Annotated in this window: 14 protein-coding genes; 7 read left to right on the top strand and 7 right to left on the bottom strand. The window is 43.0% G+C overall.

What is annotated here, in order from left to right; genetic code table 11:
* Positions 1-9: 9 nt before the first annotated feature.
* Complete coding sequence (gene deoD / locus L4C44_RS13910; RefSeq protein WP_017066980.1) at positions 10-729, top strand: purine-nucleoside phosphorylase; 720 nt, start codon at positions 10-12, stop codon at positions 727-729.
* Positions 730-919: 190 nt separating this feature from the next.
* Here deoD and L4C44_RS13905 read toward each other — a convergent pair whose 3' ends face one another.
* Positions 920-1531 carry a YtjB family periplasmic protein gene (locus L4C44_RS13905; protein ID WP_081090108.1) on the bottom strand — a complete coding sequence of 204 codons (612 nt, stop codon included), beginning with the start codon at positions 1529-1531 and terminating at the stop codon, positions 920-922.
* Positions 1532-1640: 109 nt separating this feature from the next.
* On the opposite strand from L4C44_RS13905, the gene serB reads away from it, so the two are divergent.
* A complete protein-coding gene (gene serB / locus L4C44_RS13900) occupies positions 1641-2621 on the top strand; it encodes a phosphoserine phosphatase (protein ID WP_017058828.1) in 981 nt (326 codons plus the stop codon).
* Positions 2622-2734: 113 nt separating this feature from the next.
* On the opposite strand, the gene L4C44_RS13895 is transcribed toward serB, so the two are convergent.
* Entirely contained in the window at positions 2735-5080 is a 2346-nt protein-coding gene (locus L4C44_RS13895; RefSeq protein WP_428805265.1) for a PilZ domain-containing protein, read from the bottom strand.
* A 161-nt stretch (positions 5081-5241) separates the two neighbouring features.
* Here L4C44_RS13895 and radA point away from each other — a divergent pair, with 161 nt between their 5' ends.
* Both radA and fusA read left to right on the top strand, forming a co-directional pair.
* On the top strand, positions 5242-6621 hold the full coding sequence (radA, locus tag L4C44_RS13890) for a DNA repair protein RadA (protein WP_017063288.1): 1380 nt from the start codon (positions 5242-5244) through the stop codon (positions 6619-6621).
* 234 nt (positions 6622-6855) lie between these two features.
* Positions 6856-8943 carry an elongation factor G gene (fusA, locus tag L4C44_RS13885; protein ID WP_019819832.1) on the top strand — a complete coding sequence of 696 codons (2088 nt, stop codon included), beginning with the start codon at positions 6856-6858 and terminating at the stop codon, positions 8941-8943.
* Positions 8944-9151: 208 nt separating this feature from the next.
* Here fusA and L4C44_RS13880 read toward each other — a convergent pair whose 3' ends face one another.
* Complete coding sequence (locus L4C44_RS13880) at positions 9152-9364, bottom strand: VF530 family protein (protein ID WP_017106559.1); 213 nt, start codon at positions 9362-9364, stop codon at positions 9152-9154.
* 46 nt (positions 9365-9410) lie between these two features.
* Entirely contained in the window at positions 9411-10361 is a 951-nt protein-coding gene (locus L4C44_RS13875) for a LysR substrate-binding domain-containing protein (RefSeq protein WP_428805264.1), read from the bottom strand.
* A gap of 103 nt (positions 10362-10464) precedes the next feature.
* On the opposite strand from L4C44_RS13875, the gene L4C44_RS13870 reads away from it, so the two are divergent.
* Complete coding sequence (locus L4C44_RS13870) at positions 10465-10671, top strand: DUF1127 domain-containing protein (RefSeq protein ID WP_048658140.1); 207 nt, start codon at positions 10465-10467, stop codon at positions 10669-10671.
* Between the two features lie 97 nt (positions 10672-10768).
* On the opposite strand, the gene L4C44_RS13865 is transcribed toward L4C44_RS13870, so the two are convergent.
* The 3 genes from L4C44_RS13865 to L4C44_RS13855 all read right to left on the bottom strand — a co-directional run bounded on the left by L4C44_RS13865 (position 10769) and on the right by L4C44_RS13855 (position 14528).
* Positions 10769-11674: a LysR substrate-binding domain-containing protein gene (locus L4C44_RS13865; protein ID WP_428805263.1), complete on the bottom strand. Its 906-nt coding sequence runs from the start codon at positions 11672-11674 to the stop codon at positions 10769-10771.
* A gap of 338 nt (positions 11675-12012) precedes the next feature.
* Positions 12013-13701, bottom strand: coding sequence for an AMP-binding protein (locus L4C44_RS13860; protein ID WP_428805262.1), 1689 nt, complete (start codon positions 13699-13701; stop codon positions 12013-12015).
* An 83-nt stretch (positions 13702-13784) separates the two neighbouring features.
* Positions 13785-14528, bottom strand: coding sequence for a helix-turn-helix domain-containing protein (locus L4C44_RS13855; protein WP_327783555.1), 744 nt, complete (start codon positions 14526-14528; stop codon positions 13785-13787).
* Positions 14529-14722: 194 nt separating this feature from the next.
* On the opposite strand from L4C44_RS13855, the gene L4C44_RS13850 reads away from it, so the two are divergent.
* Positions 14723-14905, top strand: coding sequence for a Flp family type IVb pilin (locus L4C44_RS13850; RefSeq protein ID WP_428805261.1), 183 nt, complete (start codon positions 14723-14725; stop codon positions 14903-14905).
* A gap of 168 nt (positions 14906-15073) precedes the next feature.
* The gene (locus L4C44_RS13845) at positions 15074-15604 is read left to right on the top strand and encodes an A24 family peptidase (protein ID WP_428805260.1); all 531 of its coding nucleotides are present in this window, start codon (positions 15074-15076) and stop codon (positions 15602-15604) included.
* Positions 15605-15634: the final 30 nt, after the last annotated feature.

Genomic DNA, 15634 nt, shown 5'->3' with positions numbered 1-15634 from the left:
ATATTTTCAATGGCTACTCCACATATTAATGCTGAAATGGGTGATTTCGCTGACGTAGTTTTAATGCCAGGCGACCCGCTACGTGCTAAATACATCGCTGAAACCTTCCTAGAAGAAGTGGTTCAAGTGTGCGACGTTCGCAACATGTTTGGTTACACCGGTACTTACAAAGGTCGTAAGGTTTCCGTAATGGGACATGGTATGGGTATCCCATCTTGTTCTATTTACGCGACTGAGCTGATCAAAGACTTTGGTGTGAAGAAGATCATTCGTGTCGGCAGTTGTGGTGCAGTGAGCGAAGATATCAAAGTGCGTGATGTGGTAATCGGCATGGGCGCATGTACTGACTCTAAAGTGAACCGTATTCGCTTTAAAGGTCATGACTTTGCAGCTATTGCGGATTACAAGATGGTGCGCGCGGCAGAAGATGCAGCCAAAGCTCGCGGTGTCGGCGTAAAAGTCGGTAACCTGTTCTCGGCTGAGTTGTTCTACACGCCAGATCCAGAGATGTTCGAAGTAATGGACAAATACGGCATTGTTGGCGTAGAGATGGAAGCTGCAGGTATCTATGGTGTATGTGCTGAATATGGCGCCAAAGCTCTAACGATTTGTACTGTTTCTGATCACATCAAGACCGGTGAGCAAACCACATCAGATGAACGTCAAACGACTTTCAACGACATGATGGTTATCGCATTAGACTCAGTGTTGCTTGGTGACCAAGAATAATATTTATTTGTCTTAGCTTGGTAAGTTAACAGATAAAAAAAAGCCCCGTTGCTGCCTGAGCTTCGGGGCTTTTTATTGTATTTAGCACTAACGTCATTGGCTGTTGTTAACTCAACCGAGAACTCCGTCGAATTTCTCACATTGCTAGCAGCTTGCTATACAGAGTCCTTTTTCTGCTGAATCGAGATGTCTATGAGCTAGCATTTTTGAGCAGCAAATTCTCACCAGTTTTAGTCTTCCTTCTACGAATGAGCATGACAAACAGCACACCACTTACAAAACCCATCAGCACCATACCGATCATGTAGCGATCACTTTTGCGATAATGGTGATCAGAAATTGCAGTCATCTTACCCGTTTCGAAGGTCACTCGAATAAAGCCAATGATCGTCTTCTCTGGTGAATAAATAGGTTCAACTAATTGTTGTCTACCGATACTTGCTGTTGAAAGTGGCGTATCTAAGCCAAGAACCTCGCGTACGGAGAGAGCTTTTTCGCTCGAAGCCAGTCGAATACCCTCTGCATCATAGATGGTGGTATCAAACACCAGTCGGTCTTGAGATAGCTGATTAGTAAGATCAAGCAATCGCTCTTGGTCTTGTTGCGTGATCATCTTGCTGGCTGAAAGTGATGCCTGAGAGATAAGCAGCTTGGTAAGAGTTTCCAACTGTTTCGCTTGGATCTTCTCGTTACCTTTACTGATCACGACCGTATTTTTAATCGTTACAACGAACATGGTAGCCAGCAAAATGAGGGCTAGCATTCGTAAAGCGTTACGTATTGAGAACAATGATTCATTCATGTTTCACGAAGCCTGAAATAAACAAATGTTATGATTAAGACATATTGAGACTTGCGTTTTCAAATTGCAATAGGTTAACGTTTAGCATAGTTAATTAGGAATCATACACATGGACGCTCAGAAATATCTGCCGATAAAAAGGCATACCACATTATTAACTCGACTCCCTGAGACTCGTTTCGCTTCTCAACTCGCTAAATCCAAAGCCAATTGGATTGTGTTCGGTGAGTATCTATCTCCACAATCATTCGATGACATCGACTTCTTCACTGGCACTTACAACACCATCCTCGATACGTGGAAGGTAGGGCATTATGAAGTGGCTCTGATGTCAGGCAATCTAACACCAGCACACGAAGAAATCCTCCAAGCGTTAAAGCTTGATTATGCTTGCCTTAGCGAGGTCCCAGACTTATCTAAGCCAGGTTTGATCGTCATGGATATGGATTCTACAGCGATTCAAATTGAATGCATCGATGAGATTGCCAAGCTGGCTGGAGTGGGAGAGTTAGTCTCTGAAATCACAGAACGAGCAATGCAAGGCGAGCTCGATTTTGAACAGAGCCTACGCCAACGAGTAGGAGCACTCAAAGGTGCGGATGAGTCGATATTAGAGCAAGTGCGTCAGTCATTGCCATTCATGCCAGATTTGGTCGGGCTGGTGAATACTCTGAATAAACTTGGCTGGAAAACAGCGATTGCATCAGGCGGTTTTACTTACTTCTCTGATTACCTGAAAGATACCCTTGATCTTGACCATGCTCAGTCAAACACGCTTGAGATTGTCAATGGTAAGTTGACGGGTGAAGTCTTAGGAGATGTTGTTTCGGCGCAGACCAAAGCGGATATCTTGGTAGAGTTAGCTGAAGAATACGAATTGGAACTGCACAATACCGTTGCCGTTGGTGATGGTGCTAATGACTTGGTTATGATGGGTTCTGCAGGTTTAGGTATTGCCTATCACGCGAAACCGAAAGTAGAGCAACAAGCTCAAACCGCTGTGCGTTATGCAGGTTTAGGCGGGGTGCTGTGCATCTTGTCGGGTGTATTGGCTAAGCAGCAGAAGATCAGTTGGCAAGCGAAACCTTAGGGGTCCTATCTAAGTGCTATTGGCTATGTATCTTATTGGCAATAGTGACTCAGAAAAAAAGCAGGTGATGAGCCTGCTTTTTCTATTTTCAAACCCAGCAAATTGATGCTGACCTAACGAGTCAGCTCCAATCGAATCAACACTTCATCAGTAATATCTTCTATCTCGCCATAACCGATAAATGCAGTAACTTCATTCTCTAGCTTCTTAGCTTGATGCATACTGATGCGTGAAAGCTCTTCTAAATCCGACTGGAATAAACTCGTCAACGGATTAAAGATAGGTGCAGTCGTGACTCGTAATATATACACGTCACCTAAATGCTGCGCTTTCTTAATGAATAAGATGCGTTCCTTTGCTGAGGCGAAGTCTTTGACCAACTTGGTGTGTACCGATTGGATCTTGTCGCCAAACTTTACCGCGGCAATGTATACGTCATGGTGTTTCGGCTCTGCACCTTCAATTCTTTTCAGTGGCTCAGCTAACAGTGAATTAGAGTGCCCTTTGAAAATCGGCTCGAGTGAGAACTTTTGATTATGGCCAAGCTTAGCAAGTAACGTTAGGTGCTTATTTAATGGAAAATTCACACCAATGATCTTACAGCGCAGCGTTGAACCTGGCTTATCAATGAATATTGGGTTGCTGACCATCTTGCTTAACAAAATGTTGTGCAGAGATTCGAGCAGCGAATGTGTTGGCAGTATCTCTTGCTTCTTAATCAGCTTGCTTTGATTCTGATCGATAAGTCCATTAAGGAAAGCGATGGTACGCATCGTCTTGGCGTTCTCGGCAATAACCAGTTGCACGTTGCGGCCATTCGGGCTCACTCGAATCACCTGGTAAGGCACGGTGCTCAGTGGCAGGTTCTTGTCATAAAGCTGTAGTTCATTAAAGTTCACCAATACAGGATCATTAATCTTGAGGACCATTGGGTGTTCAAGGTTAATGCTCAGTCCACGCTTAGATATATCTAAGGTGTGTCCGTTCGCCGCTGCGCCATCTTGTGATGTAAGCTGCAGCGGTGACTTAAATTGGTATCTCGGCTCTTTACGACGGGTCTGAGAGTCAAAGTAGATGCTTTGAATATTGCCGACGACAGTACGTGGGTGACGGAAGCGGTTTAATTCACTGCTTGGAATACGTGGTTTTTCACTCAGAAGATAGTCAGCTGCACTTTCGTGATCGCCGATCTCTTGCAAGATTCCGCAATGCGTCAGTTGAGCTGAGCTTTGTGCCAGCGTATCCGAGTGCTTAGCTAATGCTTGTCGCTCGGTGTCTGAAAGTTCGAAAACCGAGAACTTGAACGCTTTCCAACTTTTACGTTTACCACCGATGTGCCAGAACAACTGTCTTTGTTCACGAGAGGCTTCAGGTAGCATCATTGAATAGAATAAGGTCTTGTTTTGGTGTTCATGGGTAAAAGAGTAGATAACGTTACTGGTTCCCTTCACTCCTGGCTTAGCCAGCAGGTTCATACGTTGCTCGTTGAACAGGGTGCCTAGCGCTTGTTGATTTCGCTCGTCGTGCCAGTATTGCCATAACGGATGGTTGTTATCCGTCAGTAGGGCAAGCTTTAATTCGCTGCCGCTGAAGAACAGCGGAAGGTTACAAGTATGCTTTAGATAGGTGTGTTCGATTCCTCGTGTACGAGTTCGAATGATCCTATCTTGGTTCTCATGGCTGGTTTTCTTACTGGTGCTATTTAAAGACTCATCGAGTAAGCGAGCCACAACATTGTTGTCGCTTACCTTGATGGTTCTTAGAAATTTGACCGCGTTGTTCTCATAGGATTCGTCGATACCCAAAACACGAAATTCAACCGCTTGGTTAACATCATTTTCTTGGGACTTTTCGATAAGCTCTGTGAACTTAACGCTGATGATCTCGCCGAGGTTATATCTAAAGGTGCTCGGCACCTTGAACTTTGCACCTGACGGAGAGATATCAACCGTTACACCATGTAGGCTTTGCCCTTTCGATGTGGTGATCTCAACCTGCGAGCTAATCTTGAGTCTGTTCTCTTGGCGCTTTAAGTCGTAACCTAGGTTAATCGCTTCCGCTTCATACGGACTGTTGGCGCTAGTAATGTCGTGGTTACCTTGAGAAGATGTTTTAACTACGCTCATTGGCTGAGTTCGCGGAGTCATTACTAACTCCCATGCGCCTTCTGTGTAACCTTTAAACTTTTTAGTGCCACGTTGATACGCGTTTAAGGCGATATCATCGAGCCAGTGCTTACGGCCGTCTAACGTGAACTGACGACATTCATTATCAATGCGCCCACGTAAATCAATGCTCTTTGTACACGGAGCCATGATACGATTCAGTTCCATTTTAACCAGCAGTTTTAGAGACGGAGATTCGCCTTCTGTCATTTGAGAAAGAAGGAATTCGAAATCTTCGGCGTGGTAGGCCGGGATAAGACGCTCTGCTACAGATAGAATTTCAGATTGCTGCATACTTTTCTTGTTAGAATGGACGGTGCATTTATGTTATCGACTAGTTTAAATCGATCTTTAAGTATAAGTGGTATGACTGCAACGTTTATTTTCACCCGTACGGTCAAATAAGTCACAAATTGACAACATCATTGTGTAACTGATTAAATTATTGAGGTTTTATGGCTAAGGCAAAGCGAGCTTATGTGTGTAATGACTGTGGTGCTGACTTTCCACGCTGGCAGGGGCAGTGCAACGCATGTGGTGCTTGGAACACGATTACAGAAGTTAGGTTAGCCGCTTCACCTCAGGTAGCGCGTAATGAACGATTGAGTGGTTATGCTGGTGGTGCAACCGAGTCATCAGTTCAAACGTTGTCGGAAATCGACTTACAAGAAGTGCCACGCTTTAGCAGTGGCTTCAAAGAACTCGACCGCGTACTCGGTGGCGGTGTTGTACCAGGCGCTGCAATCCTGATTGGTGGTAACCCAGGGGCTGGTAAATCAACCTTGTTGTTGCAAACCATGTGTCAGCTTTCTTCTCAATTACCGACACTCTATGTCACAGGTGAAGAATCGTTGCAGCAGGTTGCGATGCGCGCTTCTCGACTTGGATTACCAAAGGAGCACTTAAAAATGCTCTCTGAAACCAACGTTGATAAAATCTGTCAGGTTGCGGAAAAAGAACAGCCAAAGATCATGGTTATCGATTCAATCCAAGTTATGCATGTCGCGGATGTTCAATCTTCACCGGGCAGTGTCGCTCAGGTTCGTGAATCGGCAACTGCACTAACGCGCTACGCAAAACAAAATAATGTTGCTGTGTTCTTAGTGGGACACGTAACTAAAGACGGCACCTTAGCCGGGCCAAAAGTGCTTGAGCACATAATTGACTGCTCAGTTCTATTGGATGGCGGAACCGATAGCCGCTTTAGAACATTGCGCAGCCACAAAAACCGTTTTGGTGCGGTCAATGAACTCGGTGTGTTTGCTATGACAGGCCAAGGACTAAAAGAAGTCAGCAACCCATCAGCGATTTTCTTGTCTCGTGGTGAAGAAGAAACCTCGGGCAGTTCGGTTATGGTTGTGTGGGAAGGTACTCGTCCACTGCTTGTTGAAATCCAAGCACTTGTGGACTATTCCCAGCTGGCTAACCCGCGTCGTGTCGCTGTCGGCCTAGAACAAAACAGGCTTTCGTTGTTATTAGCGGTGCTGCATAAACACGGCGGTTTACAAATGGCTGATCAAGATGTGTTTGTGAATGTCGTCGGTGGTGTTAAAGTAACCGAAACCAGTGCTGATCTTGCGTTGGTGATGGCTCTACTTTCAAGTTTCAGAGACCGTGCATTACCAAAAGATGTAGTGGTTTTTGGCGAAGTGGGCCTAGCGGGTGAGATTCGACCGGTACCGAGTGGGCAAGAGCGCCTTAATGAGGCATTTAAACACGGCTTTAAGAAAGCGATCGTACCGGCAGCAAACATGCCTAAAGGAGGCATTCCTGGAATGCAGATCCACGGTGTGAAAAAATTATCGGAAGCAATTAATGCTTTTGATGAGTTGTAATTGAGCTCACTTCAGCTACTCTATACAGCAGAAATTCAGTCTAACTTGAGCGCTATGTACGCTTTAGGTTAGCACTAAACTTAACAGTCACTTAGATTGTTTCTATAGATTGCCTTTTTCTATATGTTAGAAAAAGGCAAAGTTTTTTAGTCCCAAATGCATGCAAAGCTATCAGTCTTCACAGATTGTGATATACTCTGCGCGCATTTTATATCCTATTAACAGAGTAAGACAATGGCAGATTTATCGAAATACAGAAACATTGGTATTTTCGCGCACGTTGATGCGGGTAAAACAACTACCACTGAGCGTATCCTTAAGCTAACTGGTCAAATCCACAAGACTGGTGAAGTACATGATGGCGAATCAACGACTGACTTCATGGAACAGGAAGCTGAGCGCGGTATTACTATCCAATCAGCAGCTGTAAGCTGTTTTTGGAACGATCACCGTCTAAACGTTATCGATACTCCTGGACACGTTGACTTCACAGTTGAAGTATACCGTTCTCTTAAAGTTCTTGATGGCGGTATCGGTGTATTCTGTGGTTCTGGTGGTGTTGAACCTCAATCAGAAACCAACTGGCGCTACGCTAACGAATCAGAAGTATCTCGTCTGATCTTCGTTAACAAACTAGACCGTATGGGTGCAGATTTCTACAACGTTGTTGACCAAGTTAAAAACGTTCTAGGTGCTACTCCTCTAGTTATGGTTCTACCAATTGGTCGTGAAGACGAATTCGTTGGTGTTGTAGACCTACTAAGCCGTAAAGCATACGTTTGGGATGACACTGGTCTTCCTGAAAACTACGAAATCACAGATGTTCCTGCGGACATGGTTGATGACGTTGAGCAATACCGTGAAGAGCTAATCGAAACTGCTGTAGAGCAAGACGATGACCTAATGGAAGCTTACATGGAAGGTGAAGAGCCTTCTATCGAAGACATCAAGCGTTGTATCCGTAAAGGTACTCGTGATATCGCATTCTTCCCTACGTTCTGTGGTTCTGCGTTCAAGAACAAAGGTATGCAACTTATCCTTGATGCTGTAGTAGATTACCTACCAGCACCAACTGAAGTTGATCCTCAACCTCTAATGGATGAGAACGGCGAAGAAACTGGCGAACACGCTATCGTTTCTACAGATGAAACTTTCAAAGCGCTTGCATTCAAAATCATGGATGACCGCTTCGGTGCTCTAACTTTCGTTCGTATTTACTCTGGTAAACTGAACAAAGGTGACACGATTCTTAACTCATTCACTGGCAAGACAGAACGTGTTGGCCGTATGGTTGAGATGCAAGCTGATGACCGTAACGAACTAACTAGCGCACAAGCTGGTGACATCATTGCGATCGTTGGTATGAAGAACGTGCAAACTGGTCACACTCTATGTGATCCTAAGCACCAAGTAACGCTTGAGCCAATGGTATTCCCAACTCCAGTAATCTCAATCGCTGTATCTCCAAAAGATAAAGGCGGTTCTGAGAAAATGGGTATCGCGATCGGTAAAATGGTTGCAGAAGATCCATCTTTCCAAGTTGAGACTGACGAAGAGACTGGCGAAACTATCCTGAAAGGTATGGGTGAGCTTCACCTAGACATCAAGGTAGATATCCTTAAGCGTACATACGGCGTTGACCTAACTGTAGGTGCTCCTCAAGTTGCTTACCGTGAAACTATCACTCAAGCAATTGAAGATAGCTACACGCACAAGAAGCAATCTGGTGGTTCTGGTCAATTCGGTAAGATCGATTACCGTATCAAACCAGGCGAAGCAGGTTCTGGCTTCAAGTTCAACTCTGTAGTTGTGGGCGGTAACGTTCCTAAAGAATTCTGGCCTGCAGTTGAGAAAGGCTTCGCATCTATGATGGAAAACGGCGTACTAGCTGGCTTCCCAACTCTAGACGTTGAAGTTGAACTGTTCGATGGTGGCTTCCACGCAGTCGATTCATCTGCTATCGCATTTGAAATCGCAGCGAAAGGTGCATTCCGTCAATCTATGCCTAAAGCTGGCGCGCAACTTCTTGAGCCTATCATGAACGTTGACGTGTTCACTCCAGACGATCACGTTGGTGATGTTATCGGTGACCTTAACCGTCGTCGTGGCATGATCAAAGATCAACAAGCTGGCGTTACTGGTGTTCGTATTAAAGCTGACGTACCTCTTTCTGAGATGTTCGGCTACATCGGTCACCTACGTACTATCACTTCTGGTCGTGGCCAATTCTCTATGGAATTCGCACAATACGCACCATGTCCAACTAACGTTGCTGACGAAGTGATTGCAAAAGTTAAAGCAGAAAAAGAAGCTGGTAAGTAATTAGCCTTTTTCTCAATTAGCTAAAAAAGCCCCGCAAGTGAAAGCTTGCGGGGCTTTTTATTGCTTGTAACATACTGCGTGAGATGCGTGAGATGCGTGAGATGCGTGAGATGCGTGAGATGCGTGAGATGCGTGAGATGCGTGAGATAAAGTGGCCCCGCACCTAATAGATACGGGACAGATTTAGATAGGGCGGGAGAAGAGGGGACTAGCGTTTTAAATCAATGTAGATCTGCTCTACTTTGGTACGAGCCCAGTCGGTTTTACGCAAAAACTTTAGGCTAGATTTAATACTCGGGTCTTTTTTGAAACAGTTGATGTTGACCATGTAACTCAACTCTTCCCAACCGTAATGTTCAACCAATTCAGTCAGTAGCTTCTGTAGAGTGATACCATGAAGTGGGTTGTTTTCTTGTGTCATGAGGATGTTCTCGCCATTTATTTGAGCTAAGTATACCAGTTTCGCTTTATGAATTATCAGACCATTTCAGCTTGTAGTCAGTATCGATAATAGAAAGTTCTTCCCGCCCTCTACTCCCAAACAGCCGAACCTGACTTTGCATCCATGCTTCAAAACGTTTTATCTTATCGCGACGAAAATAACCAGCAGGTGCGCATAAAAAGTAATTGTACCTAGGCTTTAACGCTATGTTTCCGATTCGCACCAATTTCTTTTCTTGTAGATAGCGGTATACCAAGCTGTGCTTAACGAGTGCGACACCTTGAACGGATAGCGCACCTTCTAAAACAAAATGTGAGCCGTCAAATTGCAGTGACGAACGGCCTGCTTTCGCCCCAACAACGTCTAACCATAGATTCCAGTCCATATCAGGCCAACGGTCTTCAATTAACTCTGCTTTATGCAGATCGCTGATGTCATAGATTCCATATTTTTCTTGATAGATAGGATGGCAGACAGGGTAAACCACTTCGTCCATTAACCAACGTGATTCAATGTTTGGGTAGTTACCATGACCATATCGAACACAGACATCGACAGCCGAGTCTTCAAAGGTAACCAGTTTGTTGGTCGGTTCTATTAACATCGATAAATCTGGATGACGGTCGCGGAAGTCGCCAATTCTAGGTACTAACCAATGTTGTGCAAAAGAGGGCACGGTCGAAATCGACAATTGAGTGGGGTTGGGGTCTTGGTTTATTCGTCTTACTCCATCTTGAATATGAGCAAAGCCTTTCTTAGCTTGCAGGTAAAGCACTTCACCTTCATGAGTGAGTACTATTTTTCGGTGCTGACGAATAAACAGGTCTGCGCCTAACCATTCTTCAAGTTGGCGAATTTGTTGGCTGACTGCTGCAGCCGTGACAAATAGCTTTTCTGCTGCAAGCTTAAAACTGCCTGTTTCAGCCGCAGTATAAAAATAGTATATCCCTTGGAAAGGTGGGGTGCGCTCTCTCACATTAGTTTTCCTTAACTGAATGCCAGTATCTATCGTTTGTCGATGTTGCTCTATTGGTCGATTATTGACCATAACAAAGCGAAAGATCAACAGGAGAAAGGCTATGAATACGATTACAGCAACCGCAAATACCAACCATTCATTTTTGTCATCATTATCAATTAAGAAATTCTATTCTAAATTAGGCATGTACTTTCAAAATCGTAGAACCAGAAAGCAGCTGTCTGAGCTACCAGAGTATTTGTTGAGAGATGTAGGGATTACACAGGAACAAGTTGATAAGGAACTGAAGAAATCGTTTTGGGAGTGAATCAGGGCAACATAGCTTTGTCGGCGAGGAAGAGTTACGTTGCTATTCTGTATTTAGTTATTGGGGAACTGTTTATTTCAGAAGCTGATAGGCAGAGCTAGCTCTCCAATACCTCGTTTACTTCTTCATGTAACCAATGAGTAAACGCAGTCACTCGCTCTTTTCTTGGAGAGCTAGGATCAAAGCATAGGTTGACCTGAACACCTGGCGTCATCCCAATATTGAATGGCTTAACGAGTAGACCGCGTTCGATAAAATCACCAGCCAAGCTATCCGTAGCAAGGCAGACCCCATGTCCAGCCATGACAGTTGTTAACCCCATATCAAAGGTACCTACTTTCATCCACTGTATTGCTTTGCCTTGAGTGGATATGTTGGCTTGTTTGAACCACTCTTCCCAAGGGAAGCATCCGCTATTAAATTGAATTAACCAACATTTGAGTAATTGTTCTGGTGACGTGAACTTTAAAGAGTTGGCCAGTTCAGGTGAACAAAAAGGATAGATGGGTTCGTTGATTAGCATCTCAAGACTCAAGCCTTCCTCAACACAAAGGTCTTCACCTTGTCGAATAGCGACGTCAATTTCTCCATGCTTTAAGTTTGGTGTGTCGCAGCCTGTAAGGATCTTGATTGGGATCTCAGGGTGTTTGACTGAGAATTTCCAAAGCCTCGGCAGCAGCCAGCGGGAAGCAAATGAAGGAGGGCTGCTAACAACAAGAACGCCTTGAAGGGGCTCTGATTGGATCTTATTTAATCCTACGATTACCTCTTCGAACCCGTCCGAGACATGCTTAAAAAGGGTGCGTCCTTCTTGTGTTAAGGCCATTACGCGTCCTTTACGAATAAAAAGCTTACATTCAAGCTGTTCTTCTAGCTGGCGGATCTTTTGGCTGACGGCTGCTTGGCTAACAAACAGTTCTTCAGCAGCTTTACTGTAGCTATTTAAGCGCGCTGCAACTTCAAAATAACGGAGACCAGAAAGGTGGCGCAGTCTATTGTCCATAATCTCAGCTTATAGTCCTTGTTAACAATGGTTGTTCGCTTATCGAACAGGTTATTTCCATAATAGCGACAAATAAACAAGGAATACAAGAGAGATAAAATGAAAACAATAACCTGTTGGGTCGGCAGATTTGTTAATCAGGTGCTTAAAGTTAATGATAAAACCAAGATGAGTAAGACGGCTAAATCGAGACAAGTTATTAGTTCGGAATCGCTGAGCAGTCGAATGAGGGAGGACATCGGTCTGGACAATGGGAGCAATGATGCGGCTGATTACACTAAATACCTATAAGTTGAGCTTACAAAAAAGGAGCCGTAATGGCTCCCTCTCGATTTTGATTACTCTTCCCAAACTACCAATTTATCTTTCGGCCAGTTATGACCGACTTCGTGGTACTTCTGCTCAAGGATATGTCGTTTGATCTTAAGAGTAGGAGTTAACACGCCATTCTCAATACTCCACGGTTCCTTAATCATCAATACACCTTTGATCTTCTCATGTGAGGCGAGTTGTTCGTTCATTTTTTCGATAACACGCTTGGTGGTTTTCTCATAACGGGCTCGATCAAAATTAGGGAAGTCGTGTGGAACGACAAGCAAAATAGGACCAGGTAAGCCTAAACCGATCAAACACATCATTTCTACGCGGCTGTATTCAAAGAGTTTGTTCTCGATAGGTACAGGAGCAACAAACTTACCTTTCGCTGTTTTAAAGGTATCTTTTTTACGTCCACGAATAGTTAGGTAGCCTTCGCTGTCGATATCACCAATATCACCAGTATGCAGCCAGCCATCAGAGTTGAAAGACTCTTGGGTTGCAATGTCATTTTTGTAATAACCAGAGAACATGCCTTTGCTTCGAACCAAAATCTCTTCGTCCTCTGCAATTTTGAGTTCGATCCCCGGGCCTGCGTTACCTACAGTACCAATTTTGTCAGCTCTAAAAGGGTGATTAATCGTGCTGTAGGCGAAAGACTCTGTCATTCCCCATGCCTCGGTAATGTGCAGACCAACACTTTCATACCATGCGAGTAAAGCCGGTGATACTGGCGCTGAACCACAACCAAGAACGCGAGCTTGGTCTAAACCCAGACCGTCAGCCAGTTTCTTCTTAATGATGTTATTCACAAATGGAATTTTAAGTAAGAAGTTCAGTTTTTTCTGTGGCAACTTATCTTGGATTCGTTGTTGGAATAGAGTCCATAAACGAGGAACTGAGATAAACAAAGTTGGACGGTGCATTTTTACATCGTCAATAAACGTGTCTAAAGATTCTGGGAAAGCAGTGACTACACCACCCATTACGGACGAACCAAAGATGTATACTCGTTCTGTTATATGGGCAAGCGGCAGATAAGAAAACAGGCGATCACCAGGTTGGATACCAATGTGGTCGATTAATCTCTGAACTGACCATGTAAAGGCACCATACGTGAGCATTGCGCCTTTAGGTAACCCAGATGTACCCGATGTATACACTAATGACATTAGCTTGTCGTCGTGATGTTGAGGACGTTTGGTGGATGGTTCATGCGTATCGATCAGCTGTTCAAACGTGTGTTGGCATTTGGCTGCCGTATCGTATGGTAGAGAGATGCTGATTAAGTCCGGATTGTCATCCAATACCTTTTGGGTAGCAGCAGGATCATCTAGCTTACCTGCAATCACTATTTTACTTTCACTGTGCTCAATACAGTATTGGATGGTATCTGCACCAGCTGTTGGAAAGATTGGGACGCTGACAAAATCTCCTAACATCATGGCAAGATCGCAGATAAACCACTCTGCACAGTTTTTCGAGACGAGAGCTATTCGATCGCCTGATTGGGCTCCGAGTCCTTCTAATGCTGACGCCAGTTTCAGTGCTTTATCGGCCACTTCTTGATAAGTAAATTCGACAAATTGGCGGTTAATAATTTGTTTTAAATAGACCTCATTTGGGCGTTCTTCTGCCCATTTTAGGATCATTTCATTTGGTGTTGGGAGAGCTGTTGCGTTTTCTTGGCTAAACTCGTTAGGCTGAATCATTGTCTAACTCCATGTTTTTCGCTAAGTTATTTTTGTTAAAATCATGTTAAATGTACCATGATTTTTTCTTTTAGGGAGTAAAATTAGCGTTTTCTGTTATCTGTGCAGGCACGTCTGTAACTTGCAGGTGTTACTCCGGTCCTTTTCTTAAAAATTCTCGAAAAATATGACACGTCCTTGTATCCACATTGATAGGCAATTACGGCAATTTTTGATTCGGTATCCGCTTCAATCAATTTTTTGGCGAGTAGAATGCGTTTATCACAAACAAAGTCTCTAAAGCTTACCCCAAAGTGTAGATGAAACTTTTTCGAAAAGTAGGTTGTAGAACAATGACACTTCTCAGCGATCTCTGTTTCTCTAATTTCTTTGTTGATATTGTCCATGACAAAGTTAACGACTTCTGAAGTAAACAACTTTGCAGGTAGTTGATTATTGTTATTTATGTTTCTGTCGAGATCGAAGTGGGATTCGAAGATATGCTGTGTTTTACTCTTAAGCTCTTCGAATGTACTGGTCAGATGATTACTGTTTGTTTCGATAATGAAAAATATATTCTTATGATTTCGAATGATATTAGGTAACGAATCTGAACAAATAATGACAATTCTCTTGTTCAAGTTTTCACAAATAGATAATGCCATTGTAAGTAGTTGAAGTTTGTCAGGTCTATTCAATATAAAAAATACCAGTCTTACATCTAAGTTACTGATTACAGATATATCTTGCTTACAATTCTTAATGGGGAAGTAGTGGCTTATTTTATTGATAATAACAGCATTAAATTCACTGTCTTTATCTGATAATAAAGGTGTGACTACTTTCATATAGATACCAACTCTATTTCATATTAAATTGTGAGTTAAAAAATAGACAAATTACGAAGCATAATAATTAGATTAGAAGTACCACAAAAAAGTGCAAGTAAATGGCAAGAAAATCCTAACCTAATATATCTCTCACCTCTAGATTTAGTTTACAGGTAAACAAAGCCTGATACGCAAATCAAGGAGAGGTTCTCATGGATAAGTTTTTGAATAATTGTAAAGAATTCATGAAAGATGAAGAAGGGTTAACTGTTATCGAGTATGTAATCGGTGCAGCATTATTAGTATTGGGTTTAACAACCGTATTTTCTGGTTTAGGGAATACTCTGGCAACCAAATTGAATACCATTGTTTCGAATGTTGGTAATGGTAGTTAACTAGCTATGAGTATTAAGAGAGTGAAAAATCAGGCTGGGTTGACTACGGTCGAATACGTGATAGGCGCAGCCGCGTTGGTTCTTTTTGTTGGGTTAGTATTTTCTGGGATGGCGTCAGCCTTGTTAAGTAAAATCCAGAGCGTTATATCAAGTGTATGAATTGAATATATGATTAATGAGCCTTCAGTTTTTTGGGCATTACTAATTGCAGTTTCGGTATACGATGTTGAGAAGCATCGTATACCAAATAAAATATTGATATTGTTTTTGTTTATGTACTTTTTATCAATGTTTAACAGCAATTATAATTTTGATGTTTTTTTAACGTCCTTAGTTGGATTCGTGGTGTTTTTTTGTTTTGGATTACTCTTATACTTTGTAAGAGCTATGTCTGCAGGAGATGTAAAGCTATTAGGTATAGTAGGAATGTATCTTGGGTGGGGACAATTACTTGATGCTTCATACTTTATATTACTTTCTTCTGGGGTGATCGGGACTTTCTACCTGCTATATAACTTTTCCAACTCGAACAGTCTTACTATCAAAGGCTATTTTCAAAATAAGCTAATTGTGCTCGGTGGAGTAGCACCGGTTTTAGATGAAAGTGTTAGTTTGCACGCTAGATACTCAAATAAAGTGACGATGCCTTTTGCACCCTCTGTTGTTATGGGGTTAGCGATGTATAGCTACTTTACTTAAACCTGTTGTTGGTTAGCTTTGTGGAGAGGA

Origin of the sequence: Vibrio satsumensis, from assembly GCF_050337435.1 — a bacterium.
Lineage (GTDB): Bacteria > Pseudomonadota > Gammaproteobacteria > Enterobacterales > Vibrionaceae > Vibrio > Vibrio satsumensis.
This window is presented reverse-complemented; position numbering and strand designations above follow the sequence as displayed.

Bases quoted from the DNA above. Each gene is read 5' to 3' on its own strand.
- deoD (WP_017066980.1), top strand. From the start codon at position 10: ATGGCTACTCCACATATTAATGCTGAAATGGGTGATTTCGCTGACGTA.
- L4C44_RS13905 (WP_081090108.1), bottom strand. From the start codon at position 1,531: ATGAATGAATCATTGTTCTCAATACGTAACGCTTTACGAATGCTAGCC.
- serB (WP_017058828.1), top strand. From the start codon at position 1,641: ATGGACGCTCAGAAATATCTGCCGATAAAAAGGCATACCACATTATTA.
- L4C44_RS13895 (WP_428805265.1), bottom strand. From the start codon at position 5,080: ATGCAGCAATCTGAAATTCTATCTGTAGCAGAGCGTCTTATCCCGGCC.
- radA (WP_017063288.1), top strand. From the start codon at position 5,242: ATGGCTAAGGCAAAGCGAGCTTATGTGTGTAATGACTGTGGTGCTGAC.
- fusA (WP_019819832.1), top strand. From the start codon at position 6,856: ATGGCAGATTTATCGAAATACAGAAACATTGGTATTTTCGCGCACGTT.
- L4C44_RS13880 (WP_017106559.1), bottom strand. From the start codon at position 9,364: ATGACACAAGAAAACAACCCACTTCATGGTATCACTCTACAGAAGCTA.
- L4C44_RS13870 (WP_048658140.1), top strand. From the start codon at position 10,465: ATGAATACGATTACAGCAACCGCAAATACCAACCATTCATTTTTGTCA.
- L4C44_RS13865 (WP_428805263.1), bottom strand. From the start codon at position 11,674: ATGGACAATAGACTGCGCCACCTTTCTGGTCTCCGTTATTTTGAAGTT.
- L4C44_RS13860 (WP_428805262.1), bottom strand. From the start codon at position 13,701: ATGATTCAGCCTAACGAGTTTAGCCAAGAAAACGCAACAGCTCTCCCA.
- L4C44_RS13855 (WP_327783555.1), bottom strand. From the start codon at position 14,528: ATGAAAGTAGTCACACCTTTATTATCAGATAAAGACAGTGAATTTAAT.
- L4C44_RS13850 (WP_428805261.1), top strand. From the start codon at position 14,723: ATGGATAAGTTTTTGAATAATTGTAAAGAATTCATGAAAGATGAAGAA.
- L4C44_RS13845 (WP_428805260.1), top strand. From the start codon at position 15,074: ATGATTAATGAGCCTTCAGTTTTTTGGGCATTACTAATTGCAGTTTCG.